Source organism: Microbacterium sp. ProA8 (assembly GCF_039905635.1).
Taxonomy (GTDB): domain Bacteria; phylum Actinomycetota; class Actinomycetes; order Actinomycetales; family Microbacteriaceae; genus Microbacterium; species Microbacterium chionoecetis.
Map to the genome: position 1 here is coordinate 2,127,831 of NZ_CP157000.1, position 18,831 is coordinate 2,146,661.

15 protein-coding genes are annotated in these 18,831 nt (G+C 69.9%); 8 read left to right on the forward strand and 7 right to left on the reverse strand.

What is annotated here, in order from left to right:
* Positions 1-9 precede the first annotated feature (9 nt).
* From ABG085_RS09350 to ABG085_RS09370, 5 genes are all read left to right on the forward strand, one after another.
* Positions 10-600 (forward strand): DUF3000 domain-containing protein, encoded by a 591-nt coding sequence (locus ABG085_RS09350; protein WP_347979095.1) that lies wholly within the window; start codon positions 10-12, stop codon positions 598-600.
* Positions 593-1,792: a ribonuclease D gene (locus ABG085_RS09355; RefSeq protein WP_347979096.1), complete on the forward strand. Its 1,200-nt coding sequence runs from the start codon at positions 593-595 to the stop codon at positions 1,790-1,792. Before ABG085_RS09350 ends, ABG085_RS09355 begins: the two co-directional genes overlap by 8 nt.
* 72 nt (positions 1,793-1,864) lie before the next feature.
* Complete coding sequence (locus ABG085_RS09360) at positions 1,865-3,070, forward strand: thiolase family protein (RefSeq protein ID WP_347979097.1); 1,206 nt, start codon at positions 1,865-1,867, stop codon at positions 3,068-3,070.
* 7 nt (positions 3,071-3,077) lie between these two features.
* Complete coding sequence (locus tag ABG085_RS09365) at positions 3,078-5,222, forward strand: 3-hydroxyacyl-CoA dehydrogenase NAD-binding domain-containing protein (RefSeq protein WP_347979098.1); 2,145 nt, start codon at positions 3,078-3,080, stop codon at positions 5,220-5,222.
* A gap of 235 nt (positions 5,223-5,457) precedes the next feature.
* Positions 5,458-6,168: a hypothetical protein gene (locus ABG085_RS09370; protein WP_347979099.1), complete on the forward strand. Its 711-nt coding sequence runs from the start codon at positions 5,458-5,460 to the stop codon at positions 6,166-6,168.
* Here the strand turns inward: ABG085_RS09370 and dxs are convergent.
* The 5 genes from dxs to dut form a co-directional block, all read right to left on the reverse strand.
* The gene (gene dxs / locus ABG085_RS09375; protein WP_347979100.1) at positions 6,165-8,117 is read right to left on the reverse strand and encodes a 1-deoxy-D-xylulose-5-phosphate synthase; all 1,953 of its coding nucleotides are present in this window, start codon (positions 8,115-8,117) and stop codon (positions 6,165-6,167) included. The genes ABG085_RS09370 and dxs overlap by 4 nt on opposite strands.
* 98 nt (positions 8,118-8,215) lie before the next feature.
* Positions 8,216-11,044, reverse strand: coding sequence for an aconitate hydratase AcnA (gene acnA, locus ABG085_RS09380; protein ID WP_347979101.1), 2,829 nt, complete (start codon positions 11,042-11,044; stop codon positions 8,216-8,218).
* A gap of 133 nt (positions 11,045-11,177) precedes the next feature.
* Positions 11,178-11,861: a DUF3159 domain-containing protein gene (locus tag ABG085_RS09385; RefSeq protein ID WP_347979160.1), complete on the reverse strand. Its 684-nt coding sequence runs from the start codon at positions 11,859-11,861 to the stop codon at positions 11,178-11,180.
* Positions 11,862-12,016: 155 nt separating this feature from the next.
* Positions 12,017-12,616 (reverse strand): DUF3710 domain-containing protein, encoded by a 600-nt coding sequence (locus ABG085_RS09390; protein ID WP_347979102.1) that lies wholly within the window; start codon positions 12,614-12,616, stop codon positions 12,017-12,019.
* The gene (dut, locus tag ABG085_RS09395) at positions 12,613-13,065 is read right to left on the reverse strand and encodes a dUTP diphosphatase (protein WP_347979103.1); all 453 of its coding nucleotides are present in this window, start codon (positions 13,063-13,065) and stop codon (positions 12,613-12,615) included. Before dut ends, ABG085_RS09390 begins: the two co-directional genes overlap by 4 nt.
* Before the next feature lie 12 nt (positions 13,066-13,077).
* Between dut and ABG085_RS09400 the strand changes: the two genes are divergently transcribed.
* Positions 13,078-13,593, forward strand: a complete 516-nt coding sequence (locus ABG085_RS09400; protein WP_347979104.1) for a DUF3093 domain-containing protein — start codon at positions 13,078-13,080, stop codon at positions 13,591-13,593.
* Here the strand turns inward: ABG085_RS09400 and ABG085_RS09405 are convergent.
* Complete coding sequence (locus tag ABG085_RS09405) at positions 13,568-13,861, reverse strand: DUF4193 domain-containing protein (RefSeq protein WP_347979105.1); 294 nt, start codon at positions 13,859-13,861, stop codon at positions 13,568-13,570. The genes ABG085_RS09400 and ABG085_RS09405 overlap by 26 nt on opposite strands.
* 245 nt (positions 13,862-14,106) lie before the next feature.
* On the opposite strand from ABG085_RS09405, the gene sepH reads away from it, so the two are divergent.
* Positions 14,107-15,153 (forward strand): septation protein SepH, encoded by a 1,047-nt coding sequence (gene sepH / locus ABG085_RS09410; protein ID WP_347979106.1) that lies wholly within the window; start codon positions 14,107-14,109, stop codon positions 15,151-15,153.
* Between the two features lie 7 nt (positions 15,154-15,160).
* On the opposite strand, the gene ABG085_RS09415 is transcribed toward sepH, so the two are convergent.
* On the reverse strand, positions 15,161-16,276 hold the full coding sequence (locus ABG085_RS09415) for a nucleotide pyrophosphatase/phosphodiesterase family protein (protein WP_347979107.1): 1,116 nt from the start codon (positions 16,274-16,276) through the stop codon (positions 15,161-15,163).
* A gap of 68 nt (positions 16,277-16,344) precedes the next feature.
* Here ABG085_RS09415 and ABG085_RS09420 point away from each other — a divergent pair, with 68 nt between their 5' ends.
* The gene (locus tag ABG085_RS09420) at positions 16,345-18,804 is read left to right on the forward strand and encodes a DNA topoisomerase IV subunit A (protein ID WP_347979108.1); all 2,460 of its coding nucleotides are present in this window, start codon (positions 16,345-16,347) and stop codon (positions 18,802-18,804) included.
* Positions 18,805-18,831: the final 27 nt, after the last annotated feature.

The window sequence follows — 18,831 nt, forward strand, 5'->3', positions numbered from 1 at the left end:
TCTGTCCGCGTGGCTGAGCAGCGTCCCCCCGCGGCATCGAGCACCTTCGAGCAGGCCGCGCAGGCGGTGCGCGACATCCGCTTCCGGGCAGATCTCACGGTGCGTGAGATCGCCGCGCCGCAGGGCCTCGCGCCGGACGCACTCGCGATCGCAGGGGACGTGCGCTCCTCTCCCGACGACACCGACTCGCCGTACGGCACCGGTCGCCTCGTGCTGCTGCACGATGCCGACGAACCAGCCCCCTGGAACGGCCCCTGGCGCATCGTCTGCTTCGCGCAAGCGCCCCTCGAGGCCGAGATCGGCACCGATCCCCTGCTCGCCGACGTGGCCTGGACCTGGCTCACCGACGCTCTGGAATCGCGCCACGCAGGCTTCCACTCGGCATCCGGCACCGCCACGAAGACCCTTTCGAAAGGGTTCGGTGCGCTGGCGGCGGAGGGAGAGGGGGCGCAGATCGAACTGCGCGCCTCGTGGTCCCCGGAAGGCGCGATCGCCCCGCACGTGGAAGCATGGGCGGAGTTGGTTTGCATGCTGGCCGGTCTCCCGCCCGGCTCGGAAGGGATCGCGATGCTCGGTTCGCACAGGTCGCCACGTGGCTGATTACGAGGTGATCGATCAGCTCGCGCGCGCCGAAGAGGCTGCGCGCCGGCTGGGCGACGGCGTAGGCCCGGTCGCCGTCGATGTCGAGCGCGCGTCCGGCTTCCGCTACTCGCAGCGGGCGTACCTCGTGCAGGTGTACCGCCGCGGCGCGGGCGTGTTCCTCTTCGATCCGCCGCCGATCGGTGACTTCCGCGCACTCCAAGAGGCGATCGGCGGGGAGGAGTGGGTGCTCCACGCCGCCAGCCAGGACCTGCCTTCGCTGCGCGAGATCGGCCTCGAGCCGGCGAGCATCTTCGACACCGAGCTCGCGGCGCGCCTCCTGGGACACGAGCGCGTCGGCCTCGGCGCCGTGGTCGAGGACACGCTGGGGATCACCCTCGCCAAGGCGCACTCGGCGTCGGACTGGTCGACCAGGCCGCTGCCGCAGTCTTGGCTGGAGTACGCGGCGCTCGACGTCGAGCACCTCGTCGACGTGCGCGACAAGCTGGTTCAGGAGCTCGTCGAGCAGGGCAAGACCGGTTTCGCCGACGAGGAGTTCCGTGCGGTGCTCGACCGCGAGCCCAAGCCGCCCCGTGAAGAGCCCTGGCGCCGCCTGTCGGGCCTGCACACGGTGCGTGGACGCAAGGCGCTGGCGGTGGCCCGTGAGCTGTGGATCGCGCGGGAGGAGTTCGCACGGGAAGAGGATGTCGCACCCGGCCGGCTGGTCCCCGACCGCGCGCTCGTCGCCGCCGTGATCGCGAATCCCGCGTCCAAGAGCGCCCTCGGCGCGCTGAAGGAGTTCACCGGACGAGCGAGCCGGTCGCAGCTCGATCGGTGGTGGGCGGCGATCGAGGCCGGCCGCGCGGTCACCGAGCTCCCGCTCGAACGGTCCACCGGCGGCGACACGCTGCCTCCTCCTCGCGCCTGGGTCGATCGCAACCCGGAGGCCGACGCACGCCTGAAGGCCGCACGCCCGGTCGTGGAGCACCGCGCCGAGGAACTCCACATGCCGACCGAGAACCTGCTGACGCCCGAGCTGCTGCGCAGGATCGCCTGGTCTCCCCCGCAGCCGCTGACCGCAGCATCCGTCGGCGAGGCGCTGGCAGCGCTCGGAGCACGTCCCTGGCAGATTGCGCAGACTGCACAGGTTATCGCCGATGCCTTTGTCGATTCCGTGCAAGCCGTGTCGGAGGCGTCGGAACCCGCTTCGTAGGTTTCCGCCACCCGATTCCGGCCGCCCCACGGCCCCTCCTAGGCTGACGGCATCCCTATTTTTGGAGGCAGAGTGGCCGAGATCTCGGACGTCTTCTTCGTCGATGGAATGCGCACCCCCTTCGGGCGCGCCGGCGAGAAGGGCATGTACTGGAACACCCGAGCGGACGACCTCGCCGTCAAGGCGACGATCGGACTCATGGAGCGCAACCCGGGCGTTCCGAAGGACCGCATCGACGACGTCGCGATCGCCGCGACGTCGCAGACCGGCGACCAGGGGCTCACCCTCGGCCGCAGCGTCGCGATCCTGGCGGGACTCCCCCAGACCGTCCCGGGCTTCGCGATCGACCGCATGTGCGCGGGTGCGATGACGAGCGTCACGACCATGGCCGGCTCGATCGGCGTGGGGATGTACGACTTCGCCCTCGCCGGCGGTGTCGAGCACATGGGCCACCACCCGATCGGCGGCAACGCCGACCCCAACCCGCGGTTCGTCGCGGAGAAAATGGTCGACCCTGGCGCGCTCAACATGGGCGTCACCGCCGAGCGCATCTTCGACCGGTTCCCGCACCTGACCAAGGAGCGCTCGGACCGCTACGGCATGCTCAGCCAGCACAAGGTGCAGGCCGCGTACGACGCCGGCAAGATCCAGCCCGACCTGGTCCCCGTCGCCATCAAGGACGCCGAGGGCTCGTGGGGTCTCGCCACCGAGGACGAAGGTCGCCGTCCCCAGACGACGATGGAAGACCTTGCGGCGCTCAAGACGCCCTTCCGCCCGCACGGGCGCGTGACGGCGGGCACGTCGTCGCCGCTCACCGACGGGGCGACGATGTCGCTGCTGGCCGGTGGGCGCGCGGTGAAGGAGTTCGGTCTCGCACCCAAGATGAAGCTGGTGTCGTTCGCGTTCGCGGGCGTGCAGCCCGAGATCATGGGCATCGGCCCGATCCCGTCGACCGAGAAGGCGCTCAAGAAGGCCGGTCTGACGATCGACGACATCGGTCTCTTCGAGCTGAACGAGGCCTTCGCGATCCAGGTCATCTCGCTGCTCGACCACTTCGGCATCGCCGACGACGACCCCCGCGTGAACCCCTGGGGCGGTGCGATCGCCTTCGGCCACCCGCTCGCGGCCTCGGGTACGCGTCTCATGATCCAGCTCGCGGCGCACTTCGCCGAGCGCCCGGACGTCCGCTACGGCCTCACGGCGATGTGCGTGGGCCTCGGTCAGGGCGGCTCGGTCATCTGGGAGAACCCGCACTACGACGGAAAGAAGCGGAAGTAAGCGCGGCATGACGAACTACGACGACATCGACTTCTCCCCCATCCTCGCTGTCACCGAGGGCGAGGTGATCACGCACTCGCGGGTGCGCGACATCCGTCTCGCCTCCGGCAAGGTGCTCGCCCTTGTCACGCTCGACAACGGGCGCGACCACACCCGGCCCAACACGCTGGGTCCGGCCACGATGTTCCAGCTCGGCGAGACGCTCGACGCCCTCAAGGCGCGCGCGTCCGCCGGCGAGATCCAGGCGGTCGGCATCACCGGCAAGCAGTACATCCTCGCCGCCGGGGCCGACCTGTCCGACATCCCGAAGGTGGGCTCGAAGGACAACGCGCGCCTGGTCGCGCAGCTCGGCCACAAGGTGTTCGGCAAGCTGTCCGAGCTCGGCGTGCCGACCTTCGCCTTCGTGAACGGGCTCGCACTCGGCGGTGGCCTCGAGATCGCGCTGAACTCCACGTACCGGACGGTGGATGCCTCCGCCGCCGCGATCGCGCTGCCCGAGGTGTTCCTGGGCATCATTCCCGGCTGGGGCGGGGCGTACCTGCTGCCGAACCTCATCGGCATCGAGAACGCGCTCGAGGTGGTCATCTCGAACCCGCTCAAGCAGAACCGCATGCTCAAGCCGCAGCAGGCGTTCGACTACGGCATCGTCGACGCGATCTTCCCTGTGGCGAACTACCTCGAGGACTCGCTGGCGTGGGCCGACGGTGTGCTGACCGGCAAGACCAAGGTGGAGCGCAAGCACGAGCCGGGCAAGATCGAGCGGCTCACCAAGTGGCCGATCGCCGTCAAGATGGCGCGCGGCATGCTCGAGTCCAAGATCGGCACCGTGCCCAAGTCGCCGTACGCGGCGCTGGACCTCCTCGACAAGGCGAAGAGCGGCACGAAGGCCGAAGGCTTCGCCCGTGAGGACGAGGCACTGGCCGAGCTCGTCACCGGCGACCAGTTCGCGGCATCCATGTACGCCTTCGATCTGGTGCAGAAGCGTGCGAAGCGCCCTGTCGGCGCACCCGACAAGGCGCTCGCGAAGAAGGTCGCCAAGGTCGGCATCATCGGCGCCGGCCTCATGGCGAGCCAGTTCGCGCTCCTGTTCGTGCGCAAGCTGCAGGTGCCGGTGCTCATCACCGATCTCGACCAGGCGCGCGTCGACAAGGGCGTGGCATACATCCACGACGAGATCGGCAAGCTCGAGGCCAAGGGACGCCTCGACGGCGACGCGGCCAACCGGCTGCGGGCCCTGGTCACCGGCACGACGGACAAGAGCCTGTACGCGGACTGCGACTTCGTCATCGAGGCGGTGTTCGAGGAAGTCGGCGTCAAGCAGCAGGTCTTCGGCGAGATCGAGCAGATCATCGCCGAGGACGCGATCCTCGCGACCAACACCTCATCGCTGTCGGTCGAGGAGATCGGCGCCAAGCTCGCGCACCCGGAGCGTCTCGTCGGCTTCCACTTCTTCAACCCGGTGGCGGTCATGCCGCTCATCGAGATCGTGAAGACGCCGCAGACGTCGGATGCCGCCCTCTCGACGGCGTTCGTGGTGGCGAAGAACCTCGGCAAGAACGCGGTGCTGACCGCCGACGCGCCGGGCTTCGTCGTCAACCGTCTGCTTGCGAAGGTCATGGGCGAGGCCGCGCGCGCCGTCTACGAGGGCACCCCGATCGCCGAGGTCGAGAAGGCGTTCGCGCCCCTCGGACTGCCGATGGGGCCGTTCCAGCTCATCGACCTCGTCGGCTGGAAGGTCGCGGCCCACGTGCAGGACACCATGGTGCACGCGTTCCCCGACCGGTTCTACGCGAACGAGAACTTCCACGCTCTGGCCGAGCTGCCGGAGGTCGTCGAGAAGGACAAGGGCGGGCGCGTCACGGGCTGGACCAAGGCCGCCGAGAAGGTGCTCAAGCCCGCCGTGGGCTCGACACCGGCCTCGGCCGCGACGATCCTCGCCCGCGTGCAGGACGGCCTCGCGCAGGAGATCAAGCTCATGCTCGACGAGGGCGTGGTCCCGGAGGTCGAGGACATCGACCTGTGCCTGATCCTCGGCGCCGGCTGGCCCTTCATCGACGGTGGGGCGTCCCCCTACCTCGACCGCGAGGGCGCTTCCGAGCGTGCCTTCGGCGACACGTTCCACCACCCGGTGATCAAGGGCATCGGCGGCTGACGCCGCCCGACCCGCTCGCACGGGCGCATCCTCCGCGGAGGGTGCGCCCGTGCCGCTTCCCGGCGAGGGCGGGGGCCGATCGTCGCGCGCCCGGGCGGAACGGCGGGGCGCGCTTCCCGGAACGTGGTGCGTCCGAACCGTGAACACTCGGCGCCCCGAGGCCACCACGGCGCATCGCGGCGCAGTGCGCAGGGCATTCTGTCCCTATCGGATGGTTCGAACGGGAGGTGTCCGGATGCTGGATGTGATCTCTGGGATGTTCAGCGGCAGCGCGCTCGGAGTGCTGGTCAAGACCAGCGGGGCCGCGTTGACCCTGCTCGTGGTGGTTCCCGCCCTCATGAAGCTCTTCCTGGTGACGGTCGACGAGGGTTCCACCGCGATCCGCACGCGCAACGGGAAGCCGATCATCCGCAGGGTGAGGGGCGCCGACGACGGGCGCGGCGAGGTCGTGGTGCTGCGCCCGGGAACCCACGGCGCGTTCCCGATCCTGTACTGGTACCGCCTGGTCGATGTTCGCGCGCGCTCGACCGACCTCCCCGCGCGCAGCCTCACCGCGGCGAGCGGGCATCAGCACCTCGTTCACGCGTCGTTCGACTGGCGGCCGATCGTCACCGGCCACGACCTGCGGGTCCTGGAGCTCGACGTCGTCAACGTCAAGGAGCGGGCGGGCAACATCGTGGGTGCCGCGTTGCGCGATCTCGTGCACGAACTGGACGGCGCGGTGCTGCCGCCGAACGACCTGCTGTCGCCGCGTGTGGTGGCGGCGTGCGCGGACCTCGTGCGCACGGACTGCGGCATCGAACTGCTGCGGGTCATCGTCACGGGCGACGCCCTCACCGATGGCTACCTGCTGTCGCAGGCCATCACGCCGCGTCCGAATGACGCGAATTCACCCGAATGGGATGCCGCGGCATCCGTCCTCGCGACCCGCTTCTCGTCGGTCTAGCCGCGCTGGTCGCGTGACAGGGAGGTCATCACCGGGATTTCGGTGGTCTGGGCACCGCGCGCCACCGGAATCCGGGTGCCCAGCACCTGCGCGACCACATCGTGTGCGATCTTCGCGGGCGTCAGGCCGGCATCCTCCAGAATCTGCTCACGGCTCGCGTGATCGATGAACGCGTCGGGCACCCCGAGCTCGTCGACGGCGGTGTCGACGCCCGCCTCGCGCAGCACCTGCCGCACGCGCGTGCCGATGCCGCCGACCCGGATGCCGTCCTCGATGGTGATGACGAGGCGGTGGGATGCCGCGAGCTCGACGATCGACGGCTGCACCGGGATGACCCACCGGGGGTCCACCACGGTGGCGCCGATCCCCTGTGCGCGCAGGCGCTCGGCGACGTCGACGGCGGTGTGGGCCATCGGGCCGATGCCGATCAGCAGCACGTCCTGCGCGTCGGAGCGCACCAGCACGTCGACCCCATCCTCGAGGCGCTCGACGGCGGGCAGCTCGGCGCTGACCGCGCCCTTCGGGAAGCGGATGACCGTGGGCGCATCGTCGACGGCCACCGCCTCCTGCAGCTCCTCGCGCAGGCGCACGCCGTCGCGCGGGACGGCGATGCGGATGTGGGGCACGATCTGCAGCATGGCCAGATCCCAGATGCCGTGATGGCTCGGACCGTCGGGGCCCGTCACGCCGGCACGGTCGAGCACGAAGGTGACGCCGGCGCGGTGGAGCGCGACATCCATCAGCACCTGGTCGAACGCACGGTTCATGAACGTGGCGTAGATGGCGACCACCGGGTGCAGCCCGCCGAAGGCGAGACCGGCCGCCGAGGCGACGGCATGCTGCTCGGCGATGCCGACGTCGTACACGCGGTCGGGGAAGCGCTGTGCGAACGACAGCAGGCCGGTCGGGCGCAGCATCGCCGCAGTCATCGCGATGACGTCGTCGCGCTGCTCGCCCACCGTGACGAGCTCGTCGGCGAACACGTCGGTCCAGGCGACGCCGCCGGCCGCGCCGAGGGAGGCGCCCGTGATCGGGTCGATCTTGCCGACGGCGTGGAACTGGTCGGCCTCGTCCTCGAGCGCCGGCGCGTACCCGCGCCCCTTCTCGGTGATCGCGTGGACGATGACGGGAGCGCCGTAGGACTTGGCGAGCTCGAGCGTCTCGATGAGCGTCGGAAGGTCGTGACCGTCGACGGGGCCGAGGTACTTGATGTCCAGGTTGGAGTACAGCGCGGCGTTGTTCGTGAACCGTGACAGGAACCCGTGCGTGCCACCGCGGACACCGCGGTAGACCGCGCGTGCGGCCGGACCGAGCTTGCGGAACAGGTCGTCGGAGCCGCGATGCAGGGTGCGGTAGGACTCCGCCGTGCGGACGCGGTTCAGGTAGCGCGCCATGCCGCCGATGGTGGGGGCGTAGGAGCGACCGTTGTCGTTGACGACGATCACCAGGTTGCGGTCGTTGTCGTCGGAGATGTTGTTGAGCGCCTCCCACGTCATGCCGCCGGTGAGCGCGCCGTCGCCGACGACGGCGACGACGTGCCGGTCCTTGCGGCCGGTGCGCGTCAGCGCGCGGGAGACCCCGTCCGCCCAGCTCAGCGAGCTGGACGCGTGCGACGACTCGACGACGTCGTGCGGACTCTCGGAGCGCTGCGGGTAGCCGGCCAGGCCGTCACGCGCACGCAGGTTCGTGAAGTCCTGGCGGCCGGTGAGCAGCTTGTGCACGTACGACTGGTGCCCGGTGTCGAAGATCATCGGGTCGTTCGGCGAATCGAACACGCGGTGCAGGGCCACCGTCAGCTCGACGACCCCGAGGTTGGGGCCCAGGTGACCGCCTGTGCGTGCGACGTTCTCGACGAGGAAGCCGCGGATCTCGTCCGCGAGCTGCTCGAGCTGATCGATGGTCAGCGCGTCGAGGTCGCGGGGTCCGGTGATGGACGACAGCAGCGACATCCCCGCTCCTTTCCGGCCCGGGAAGGGCTCTGCAAGTCTACCCGGGGCATGAAGGGGGGACCGGATGCCGCGGCATCCGGTCCCCCGTGAATCAGCTGTCAGACCAGCGAGCGCAGCACGTACTGCAGGATGCCGCCGTTGCGGTAGTAGTCCGCCTCACCGGGCGTGTCGATGCGGACGACCGCGTCGAACTCCACCGTGGCCTTGCCGGGCGCGGAGAACTCGCTCGGCTCGGCGGTGACCCGCACGGTCTTCGGAGTGACGCCCTCGTTGAGCTGCTCGAGTCCCGAGATCGACACGATCTCGGTGCCGTCGAGTCCGAGCGACGCCCAGCTCTCGCCGGCCGGGAACTGCAGCGGGACGACGCCCATGCCGATGAGGTTCGAGCGATGGATGCGCTCGAAGCTCTCGGTGATGACCGCCTTGACGCCCAGGAGGCTCGTACCCTTGGCCGCCCAGTCGCGGGACGAGCCGGAGCCGTACTCCTTGCCGCCGAAGATGACGAGCGGGGTGCCCGCGGCCTGGTAGTTCTGGCTGGCGTCGTAGATGAACGACTGCGGGCCGCCCTCCTGCGTGAAGTCGCGGGTGAAGCCGCCTTCGACCTCGGCGCCGTCGTTGACGGCGCGCACGAGCTGGTTCTTCAGGCGGATGTTCGCGAACGTCCCCCGGATCATCACCTCGTGGTTGCCACGGCGCGAGCCGTAGGAGTTGAAGTCCTTGCGGTCGACGCCGTGCTCGGCGAGGTACTTGCCTGCCGGGCTATCGGCCTTGATGTTTCCGGCCGGGCTGATGTGGTCGGTGGTGACCGAGTCCAGCAGCGTGGCCATCACACGGGCGCCTGAGATGTCGGTGACCGGGGTCAGCTCCATCGTCATGCCGTCGAAGTACGGGGGCTTGCGCACGTAGGTCGATGCGTCATCCCACTCGAACACGTCGCCCGTCGGCGTGGGGAGCGTCCGCCACCGCTCGTCGCCCTCGAAGACGCTCGCGTACTGGTGGGTGAACATGTCCTTGTTGATGGACGAGTCGATCGTGGCCTGCACCTCGGCCGAGTCGGGCCAGATGTCCCGCAGGAACACGTCGTTGCCATCCTGGTCGGTGCCGAGCGCGTCGACCTCGAAGTCGAAGTTCATCGAACCCGCGAGCGAGTAGGCGATGACGAGCGGCGGACTCGCAAGGTAGTTCATCTTGACGTCGGGGTTGATGCGGCCCTCGAAGTTGCGGTTGCCCGAGAGGACGGCAGTCACCGCCAGGTCGTTCTCGTTGATCGCCGCCGAGACCTCCTCGATGAGCGGACCCGAGTTGCCGATGCACGTGGTGCAGCCGTAGCCCACGGTGAAGAACCCGAGGTCTTCGAGGTCTTTGGTGAGACCGGCCTTCTCGTAGTAGTCGGTGACGACCTTCGAGCCGGGCGCGAGGGTGGTCTTGACCCACGGCTTGGCCTTCAGGCCCTTCCTCACGGCGTTGCGGGCGAGCAGACCTGCCGCCAGCATGACCGAGGGGTTCGACGTGTTCGTGCAGGACGTGATCGCGGCGATCGTCACCGCGCCGTGGTCGAGGACGAACTTCTCGCCGCCCTCGAGCGTCACCGGGGTCGGCTTCGACGCTGTCGCCGGCGCGTGGCTGTGGTGGTGGTGCTCGTGGCGGCTGTACTCGTCCTCGGGCGAGTTTCCGGGCGGGTCGGAGGCGGGGAACGACTCAGAGCCCTCGAGATCGACCAGATCGTGATCGACCTCGGCGTAGTTGGTGAGGTCGCTCTCGAACTGCTGCTTCGCCTGTGACAGGACGATGCGGTCCTGTGGACGCTTGGGGCCGGCGATCGACGGAACGACCGTGGACAGGTCGAGCTCCATGTACTCGCTGAAGACCGGCTCGCGCGAGGGGTCGTGCCAGAGCGACTGCTCCTTCGCGTACGCCTCGACCAGTGCGAGCTGCTGCTCGTCACGGCCCGTGAGGCGCAGATAATCGACGGTCACGCTGTCGATCGGGAACATCGCGGCGGTCGAGCCGAACTCCGGGCTCATGTTGCCGATGGTGGCGCGGTTCGCGAGCGGAACGGACGCCACGCCTTCGCCGTAGAACTCGACGAACTTGCCGACCACGCCGTGCTTGCGCAGCATGTCCGTGATGGTCAGCACGACATCGGTGGCCGTGACGCCGGTCGGGATCGCGCCCGAGAGCTTGAAGCCCACGACCTTGGGGATGAGCATCGACACCGGCTGGCCGAGCATCGCGGCCTCGGCCTCGATGCCGCCGACTCCCCAGCCGAGGACGCCGAGCCCGTTGACCATCGTCGTGTGCGAGTCGGTGCCGACGCAGGTGTCGGGGTACGCGCGCAGGACGCCGCCGACGGAGCGGTCGTAGATCACCTTCGCGAGGTGCTCGATGTTCACCTGGTGGACGATGCCGGTGCCCGGAGGGACGACCTTGAAGTCGTCGAACGCGGTCTGGCCCCAGCGCAGGAACTGGTACCGCTCGCCGTTGCGCTCGTACTCGATCTCGACGTTGCGCTCGAGGGCGTTCTCGGTGCCGAAGAGGTCGGCGATGACCGAGTGATCGATGACCATCTCGGCAGGCGACAGCGGGTTGATCTTCGTCGGGTCGCCGCCGAGGGCGGTGACCGCCTCGCGCATGGTGGCGAGGTCGACGATGCACGGAACGCCGGTGAAGTCCTGCATCACGACACGAGCGGGCGTGAACTGGATCTCGGTGTTCGGCTCGGCCGCGGCATCCCACGACCCGAGAGCTTCGATCTGCTCCTTGGTGACGTTCGCGCCGTCCTCGGTGCGCAGCAGGTTCTCGAGCAGCACCTTCAGGCTGAACGGGAGCTTCTCATAGCCCGCGACGGTGTCGATGCGGAAGATCTCGTAGTCGGTGCTGCCGACCGTCAGGGTGCTCTTCGCACCGAAGCTGTCAACCGTGGACACGTCTGTCTCCTTCGTCGGCGGCGGGATCGTACCGGAGTCCGGCATCCCCATCTTCCCCCGCAGAGAAGCCCGCGGCTAGTGAGGCCGACCTAACGGATCGGGGGAAAACTATCTTGATGTCAAGATAAATATATCACTTCGGCGCACGGGGATAGAGCGCGCGCACGGCGAGCCACGTGACGGCGACCAGCGGCGCGAACAGCGGCAGCCCCATCACCAGCTTGAGTGTGCCGAGCGCGGTGACGTCCCCCGCGAAGTAGAGAGGCACCTGCACGATGAGGCGCAGCGCGAACAGCGCGCCCCAGGCGAGCGACAGCCAGAAGAACACGCGTCGCTTACGGCGATCCGCGCGCCACGCGGTGCCCTCCCCCATGAGGAACCCCACGGCCAGGCCGATGAGCGGCCAGCCGATGAAGGCCGAAACGAAGAACGCCGTGCCGTAGATGGTGTTGGTGAGGAAGCCCGGGATGAAGCTGTCCTCTCCCCTGCCGGTCCACAACGACAGTCCCGCGGCGGCAGCGGCCGCGATGAGCCCGCCGATGGCGGCGCTCGCGGACTGACGCTGGATGAGCCTGACCGCGGTGAACACGGCGGCCAGCCCTACGGACAGGCCGAGGCTCAGCAGCAGGTTGCCGGAACGGGTCTCGGCATCGTAGGTCGCGGTCCAGGCGATGAGGAACACGAGTCCCGGCAGGACGGATTCCAGCATGCCGCGCCAGCCGCCCATCGCGGACCAGACGACGTGCCCGGTGCTCTTGCCCTCGGCGGGATCCAGTCCCGCACGGCGTGCGGCGTCGCCGAGTGCGGCGCTCAGCACCTCGGATGCCGAGGCCGGGGTCTCCGTCTTCGCTCCGGCGGCGGCATCCGCCTCCGCGTCGGCCGGGCCGACGGCTGCCGCATCTGCTGCCTTCGCGTCGGCGGGAGGCCCTGCGGCCGGCTCGGACGACGTGTCGTCCGCGCGCGCGCTGTCGCTCACGCCGAACCCGGCGTGGCCGGCATGCGCAGCGGGATGAGGTCGCGCGGCGGCATCGGCGAGCCGCCGCGCACGACGACGATCGAGCGGAACAGGTCCTCGACGGCGGCGGCCGCCTCGACGTCGGCCGTGGCCGCCCCGCCGATGACGCCGCGCAGGAACCAGCGCGGTCCGTCCACGCCGACGAAGCGGGCGAGACGCTTGCCCGCGGTGCCGTCCGGTCCGGCGACGACGGGCACCTCGGCGAGAAGCTCGGGGCCGAGCGGGCCCTCCCGCTCCTCGACACGGCCACCCTGCTGGCGGATCTGCTGGCGGATCTGATCGCGGGTCTCCTCCCAGAGCCCCGCCGATCGCGGTGCGGCGAAAGGCTGCACCTGCAGGGTCGAGCCGGCGTAGTCCAGGCCGACGGCGACGATGCGCTTGGTCTGCTCCTCGACCTCGAGACGCAGGTTCAGCCCCTCGCGCGGCAGGATCTTGATGCCGCCGAGGTCGATGTACGGACGCACCGGGTTGGCTTCGGACTCGTCGAACGGTCCGGTCGTGGCGCGGTCCTCCGGCGCGACCTTGCGGGGTCCGTCGGCGGCTGAGGAGTCGGTCATGCGAGGATTCCATCCTTCTGGTAGCCCGTGGAGCCGAAGCCGCCCTCGCCGCGCACGCTCTCGGGCAGGGTCTCCACGGGGATGAAGACGGCGCGAGGCACCGGCATCACGATGAGCTGTGCGACACGGTCGCCCACCGCGATGTCGTGCGCGTGCTCGCGATCGGTGTTGAGCAGGATGACTTTGATCTCGCCGCGATAGCCGGCGTCGATCGTCCCGGGGGCGTTGACGATGGTGATCCCGTGCTTGGCCGCGAGGCCGCTGCGGGGCACGACGAAGGCGACGTAGCCTTCGGGCAGCGCGATGCGGACGCCCGTGCCGACGAGTGCGCGCTCACCGGGTGCGAGGCGCACCGCCTCCGCGGCGACGAGGTCGGCTCCGGCATCTCCGGGGTGCGCGTACACCGGGACGTCGGGGGCGATAATGGGGACGTCCACCGTTTCAGTCACCCAACGAGGGTAATGCAGAACTCCATGCGTCACGCCGATGCTCCCCCCGCTCGCAGGGACCGGTCTCGGGAGCGGTACCGCGAGCGATTGGGCCCCTCGCTCTGGATCCTGGTCGCGGCTGCGCTGGCGGCGCCGATGGCGGCCCTCGTCCTCACGCCCATCGACACGACGATCGCGCTCGTGGTCGGTGCCGGCATCGGCGTGCTGCTGATCGCGCTCATGATCGCGGCCGCGCCTGTGGTCGAGGTCCGGGACGGCGAACTGCGCGCCGGGCGGGCGCATATCGGCGTGGAGTTCCTCGGGACGCCCGAGGTGCACGTCGGCGACGATGCGCGCCATGCGCGCGGTGCGGGTCTGGACCCGCGGTCGTGGCATCTGATCCGGGGTGGGATCGACGGGATCGTCGTGATCCCCGTGACCGACATCGACGACCCGACGACCGCGTGGGTGATCTCCTCGCGGACGCCGGATCGACTTTCCGCCGCTGTGCGGCGGGCTCAGATCACGCGGAGCACTCCACGCACATAGGGCCGTCGGCGGTCTCGTGATCGAGCTGGGAACGGTGCTTCACGAGGAAGCAGTTGGAACAGGTGAATTCGTCCTCCTGAGGCGGGAGAACGACGACGTCGAGCTCGAGGTCCGACAGATCGGCACCGGGCAGCTCGAACCCCGACGGGTTGTCGGCATCCTCCGCGTCGACCGAGCCGGAGAGCTTGTCGGGGACGCGCTCCTTGAGCGCTTCGATCGACTCGCTGTCGTCCTCGGTCTTGCGGGGGGCGTCGTAATCGGTTGCCATGCGTGAACGTCTCAACTTCCGGGTATCGCGGGTGCGCTCGCCCTTGCGGGCGGCGATAGTTTGCACGACGGTTCCTCTTTTCGCAAATGCGTCCGGTGGTGCCGACCCCGTGCGTCGCGTGAAACTCGCGGCACGCGCCGGATATTCCCGATCACCGCACTCCCCTGTGACACGATGGGGCGGATCAGGCAGGAACGACTGCCAGGAGCCCGTGAGCCCAAGGGAAAATTGAAGGGGCGTTCGCAATGGAACAGCTCAAGGTCATCGGAACCGAGGACGACAAGCTCATCCTGGCGACCGAGTCCGGTGAGAGATTCTCGCTCGACGTCGACGACGTGCTGCGTGTCGAGCTGCGCAAGGCGCGGCGCGACCGCGACGGCGACGTGCAGACGCCGCGCGCCAGCCCGCGCGAGATCCAGGCCCATATCCGCTCCGGGCTGTCGGCGCGCGAGGTCGCCGAGCTTCTCGGTGCCCGTGTCGAGGATGTCGTCCGCTTCGAAGGACCCGTGCTGGCCGAGCGCGAGCACGTCGTCGGACAGGCGCTGGCCGTGCCCGTGCTCCTCGGCGGCGATTTCGAGGGCGACGGCCAGACGACGTTCGGCTCCGCCGTGCGCGGCAAGCTGGCCGAGGCCGGCGCCGTCGGCGAGCGGTGGACCAGCTGGAAGGCGCCGACCGGGTGGACGGTCAAGCTCGAGTTCACCGCGAACGACATCGGCCACGACGCGCGCTGGGGTTTCGACCCTCGCCGCAGCACCCTGTCACCGCTCAACTCCGACGCGATCCAGCTGTCTCGGCAGGGTTCATTGCCCGAGGGACTGATCCCGCGCCTGCGCGCGCTGGAGACCGTGCCGGCGAAGGACGACTCCCGCTTCGACAGCGGCGCCTTCGGCCCCCGCGGGCTCCCTGACGCCGACATCGAGTCGCCCGAGATCCCGGCGCCCGCCGCCCCCGCCGTCCAGGAGGCGGCGATCAAGCGCGCGAGCGAGCCCACCATCGTCACCTCGGCGGAGACAGCCGATCTGCTGGAGGCGCTGCGACGCCGCCGCGGTCAGCGCGAGCCGCTGCCCGGGGCGGACGAGGTTGCCGCGCCGCAGCGATCGTCGGCGCCCGTCGCGCTCTTCGACGCCCTCGAGCCGGGCTACGACGGGGCTCCCGCCGACGACGAGCCGCCGGCATCAGATTTCCAGGCTCCCACTCCCGCTGCGGTGGCGGAGGCCGGCCGTCGCAGCAAGGGGCGCACCTCGATGCCCTCGTGGGACGAGATCGTCTTCGGCGCCCGCTCCGACGACTGAGGCGGGTTCAGGCGAACGCGCCGAGCCGGATGAGGGGCACGATCCGCTCCTCGTCGGTCAGCGACCCGTGCTGCCCGATCATCTTCTGCGGAGCTTTGTCGGCGAGTCGATCGTCGTAGTACGCGATCCCGGCGCGCGCAGCCACGATCACATCCCCGATCCGCCCGGCGACCTCGGGGTCGACCGCCCCGATGAGGCCCGACGCCTCGAGCTCGGCACGGGAGAAGACCCAGGAACGGGATGCCTCGGCGTCACGCCAGCGCGTGAGCACGGCATCCGCTTCTCCCGGTTCGGTGTAGAGCTGCAGCAGCCGCGGTTCGCCGCCGATCAGGCGCACGCCCTCGAGGAGGTCGCCGCCCTCCTCGAGGAGGATGTGACGGTGCCGGGGCACGTCGAGCATGCCGTGGTCGGACGTCACCACCACCCCGGTGCCGCGGTCGATCGACGTCGCGAGGGTGCGCGCCGCGGCGTCGACCCTCTCCAGAGCGGCGAGCCACTCGTCCGACTCCCAGCCGCGCTTGTGGCCGATCGCGTCCAGGTCGGGCGCGTAGAGGTAGACGAGGGAACCCGGATGCCGCGCCGCGAGGTCGGCGGCGACGCGCACGCGTTCGTCGAGGTCGTCGGCGCCGTGGAACTCGGCGTCGCCGAGGGTCGCGGCGGTGAACCCCGTGCGCGCGTACTCGTTGCGCGAGACGGCGAAGAACGGCCGGCCGAGCGTGGCCGAAAGCGGGGCGGCGCGCTGGAAAGACAGCGGGAGTCCGTCGGTGTCCCATCCGCGCAGCATGTTCACGACGTCGTCGGTGCCGGGGATGCGTGCCCGGTACCCGACGATCCCGTGCGCGCCGGGCAGAACGCCCGTCAGGAGACTCGTCAGCGCAGCTGCCGTGGTCGAGGGGAAGACGGTGCGGGCGACATCCCGTTTCGTCCGTGCCTCGGAGAGGAAACGCGCGTGCCCGGCGCGGGCCGCGAGGTTCGCGACGCCGAGGCCGTCGAGCACCCACACGATCGCGCTGCGCGCGGGTGCGAACCACACGGATCCGCCGTTCAGCGCTGCCGACATCTCGGGCACGACACGGGTGAGGCTCCGGGCGCGCGGCGGGTCCGCGGGTAGGCTGAGGGACATCGGGGCCAGTCTCGCACACCGCGGCCGCGCCCCACCGCTCCCGCCGTCACCCGAGGCTTCATCGACACATGCCCGCTTCCCGCACCGATTCCTCACCCGCCGACCACGGACGCATCGAGGACGTCGACGTCTCGTCCGAGATGCAGACGTCGTTCCTCGAGTACGCCTACTCGGTGATCTATTCGCGCGCGCTCCCGGACGCGCGCGACGGGCTGAAGCCGGTGCAGCGGCGCATCCTCTTCCAGATGGCCGACATGGGGCTGCGCCCTGACCGCGGGCACGTCAAGAGCGCGCGTGTCGTCGGCGAGGTGATGGGAAAGCTCCACCCGCACGGCGACGCCCCCATCTACGACGCCCTGGTGCGCCTCGCCCAGCCGTTCTCGCTGCGCGTGCCACTCGTCGACGGTCACGGCAACTTCGGGTCGCTCGACGACGGCCCCGCCGCGCCGCGCTACACCGAGGCCCGCCTCGCGCCGCCCGCGCTCGCGCTCACCGAGAACCTCGACGAGGACGTCGTCGACTTCATCCCCAACTACGACGGGCAGTTCCAGCAGCCCGAGGTGCTGCCGGCCGCGTTCCCGAACCTCCTCGTCAACGGCACGACCGGCATCGCCGTCGGCATGGCGACCAACATGGCGCCGCACAATCTCATCGAGGTGGTCGGCGCGGCGACCCACCTGCTCGACAATCCCGAGGCGACTGTCGACGAGCTCATGGAGTTCGTGCCGGGGCCGGACCTCCCCGGCGGCGGCATCATCGTCGGCCTGGACGGCATCAAGGACGCCTACACGAACGGACGCGGAAGCTTCCGCACGCGGGCGAAGGTGTCGATCGAGTCGCTGGGCCCGCGCCGCACCGGTCTCATCGTCACCGAGCTGCCCTACCTCGTCGGCCCGGAACGGGTGATCGAGAAGATCAAGGACGCCGTCAACGCCAAGAAGCTGCAGGGCATCTCCGACGTCACCGATCTCACCGACCGGCACCACGGCCTGCGCCTGGTCATCGGCATCAAGACCGGCTTCGACCCGCAGGCGGTGCTCGACCACCTCTACCGGCTGACGCCCCTCGAGGACTCGTTCAGCATCAACAACGTCGCTCTCGTCGAAGGGCAGCCGCAGACGCTCGGTCTTCGTGAGCTGCTGCGGGTCTACCTCGACCATCGCATCAGCGTCGTCACCCGGCGCAGCCGCTACCGCCTCGCGCGTCGCAAGGAACGCCTGCACCTCGTCGAGGGCCTCCTCATCGCGATCCTCGACATCGACGAGGTGATCCAGGTCATCCGCACCTCGGATGACGGCGAGCAGGCGCGCACGCGCCTGATGAGCGTCTTCGACCTGTCCGAACCGCAGGCCGAGTACATCCTCGAGCTGCGCCTGCGGCGGTTGACGAAGTTCTCCCGCATCGAGCTCGAGGCCGAGCGTGACAACCTCAAGAAGGAGATCGCGCTGCTCGAAGAGCTCCTCGGCAGCGATGTGCTCCTCCGTGCGCAGGTGGCGCAGGAGCTGGATGCCGCAGCCGAGGCGTTCGGCACGCCGCGGCGCACGCTCCTGCTGAACGGCGGGCCGGTGCAGCCGCGCTCGCGCGCCGCCGCGGCGGCGTCCGACCTGCAGATCGCGGACGCACCGTGTCGCGTCTTCCTCTCGGCCACCGGACGCATGGTCCGTGCCGAGCTGGTGGCCGATGCGCCGGGTGGCGGCGTCGTGGCTCCGGCACGCCGCTCGAAGCACGATGCGATCCGCTCGTCGGTGGATGCGACGACCCGCGGCGACATCGGCGCGGTGACGAACCTCGGCCGCCTGGTGCGCCTCTCCCCCGTCGACCTGCCCTCGGTCCCCGGCAACTCGGTGCAGCTCGGCGCCGGGACGCGTGCCGACCAGTACCTCGGGCTGAGCGGCGGAGAGCACGTCGTCGCCCTGGTGCCGCTCGCCGACGCCCCGCCGATCGCCGTCGGCACCGCGCAGGGCGTGGTGAAGCGCGTCGCGGCCAGCGAGATCGCCAACAAGCACGACATCGAGATCATCTCGCTCAAGGACGGCGACCGTGTGGTCGGCGCCGCGCCCGCCTCCGACGGTGCAGAGCTGGTGTTCATCGCGAGCGACGCCCAGCTGCTGCGCTTCGATGCCTCGTCGGTACGGCCGCAAGGCCGTTCCGCCGGCGGCATGGCGGGCATCCGTCTGACGGACGGTGCGCACGTCATCGCCTTCGACGTCGTCGGCCCCTCGGAGTTCGACGCCGTCGTGGTGACGATCGCCGGCTCGACGACGGCGCTCGCGGGCACCGACGCGGTCAGCGCCAAAGTCTCGCTCTTCAGCGAGTTCCCCGCCAAGGGCCGTGCGACCGGCGGCGTCCGTGCCCACCGGTTCCTCCGCGGCGAAGACGCGCTGACGATCGCCTGGGTCGGCACCGACCCGCGTGCGGTCGGCGCCGATGGCGCGGTCCGCGCGCTGCCCGACTCGGGAGCCAAGCGCGACGCCTCGGGCACCGCGCTCGACGGCGTCATCGCCGCGGTCGGCACCGGCATCCGCTGAGACACCGGCGTCGCCCGCGCGGGCGGC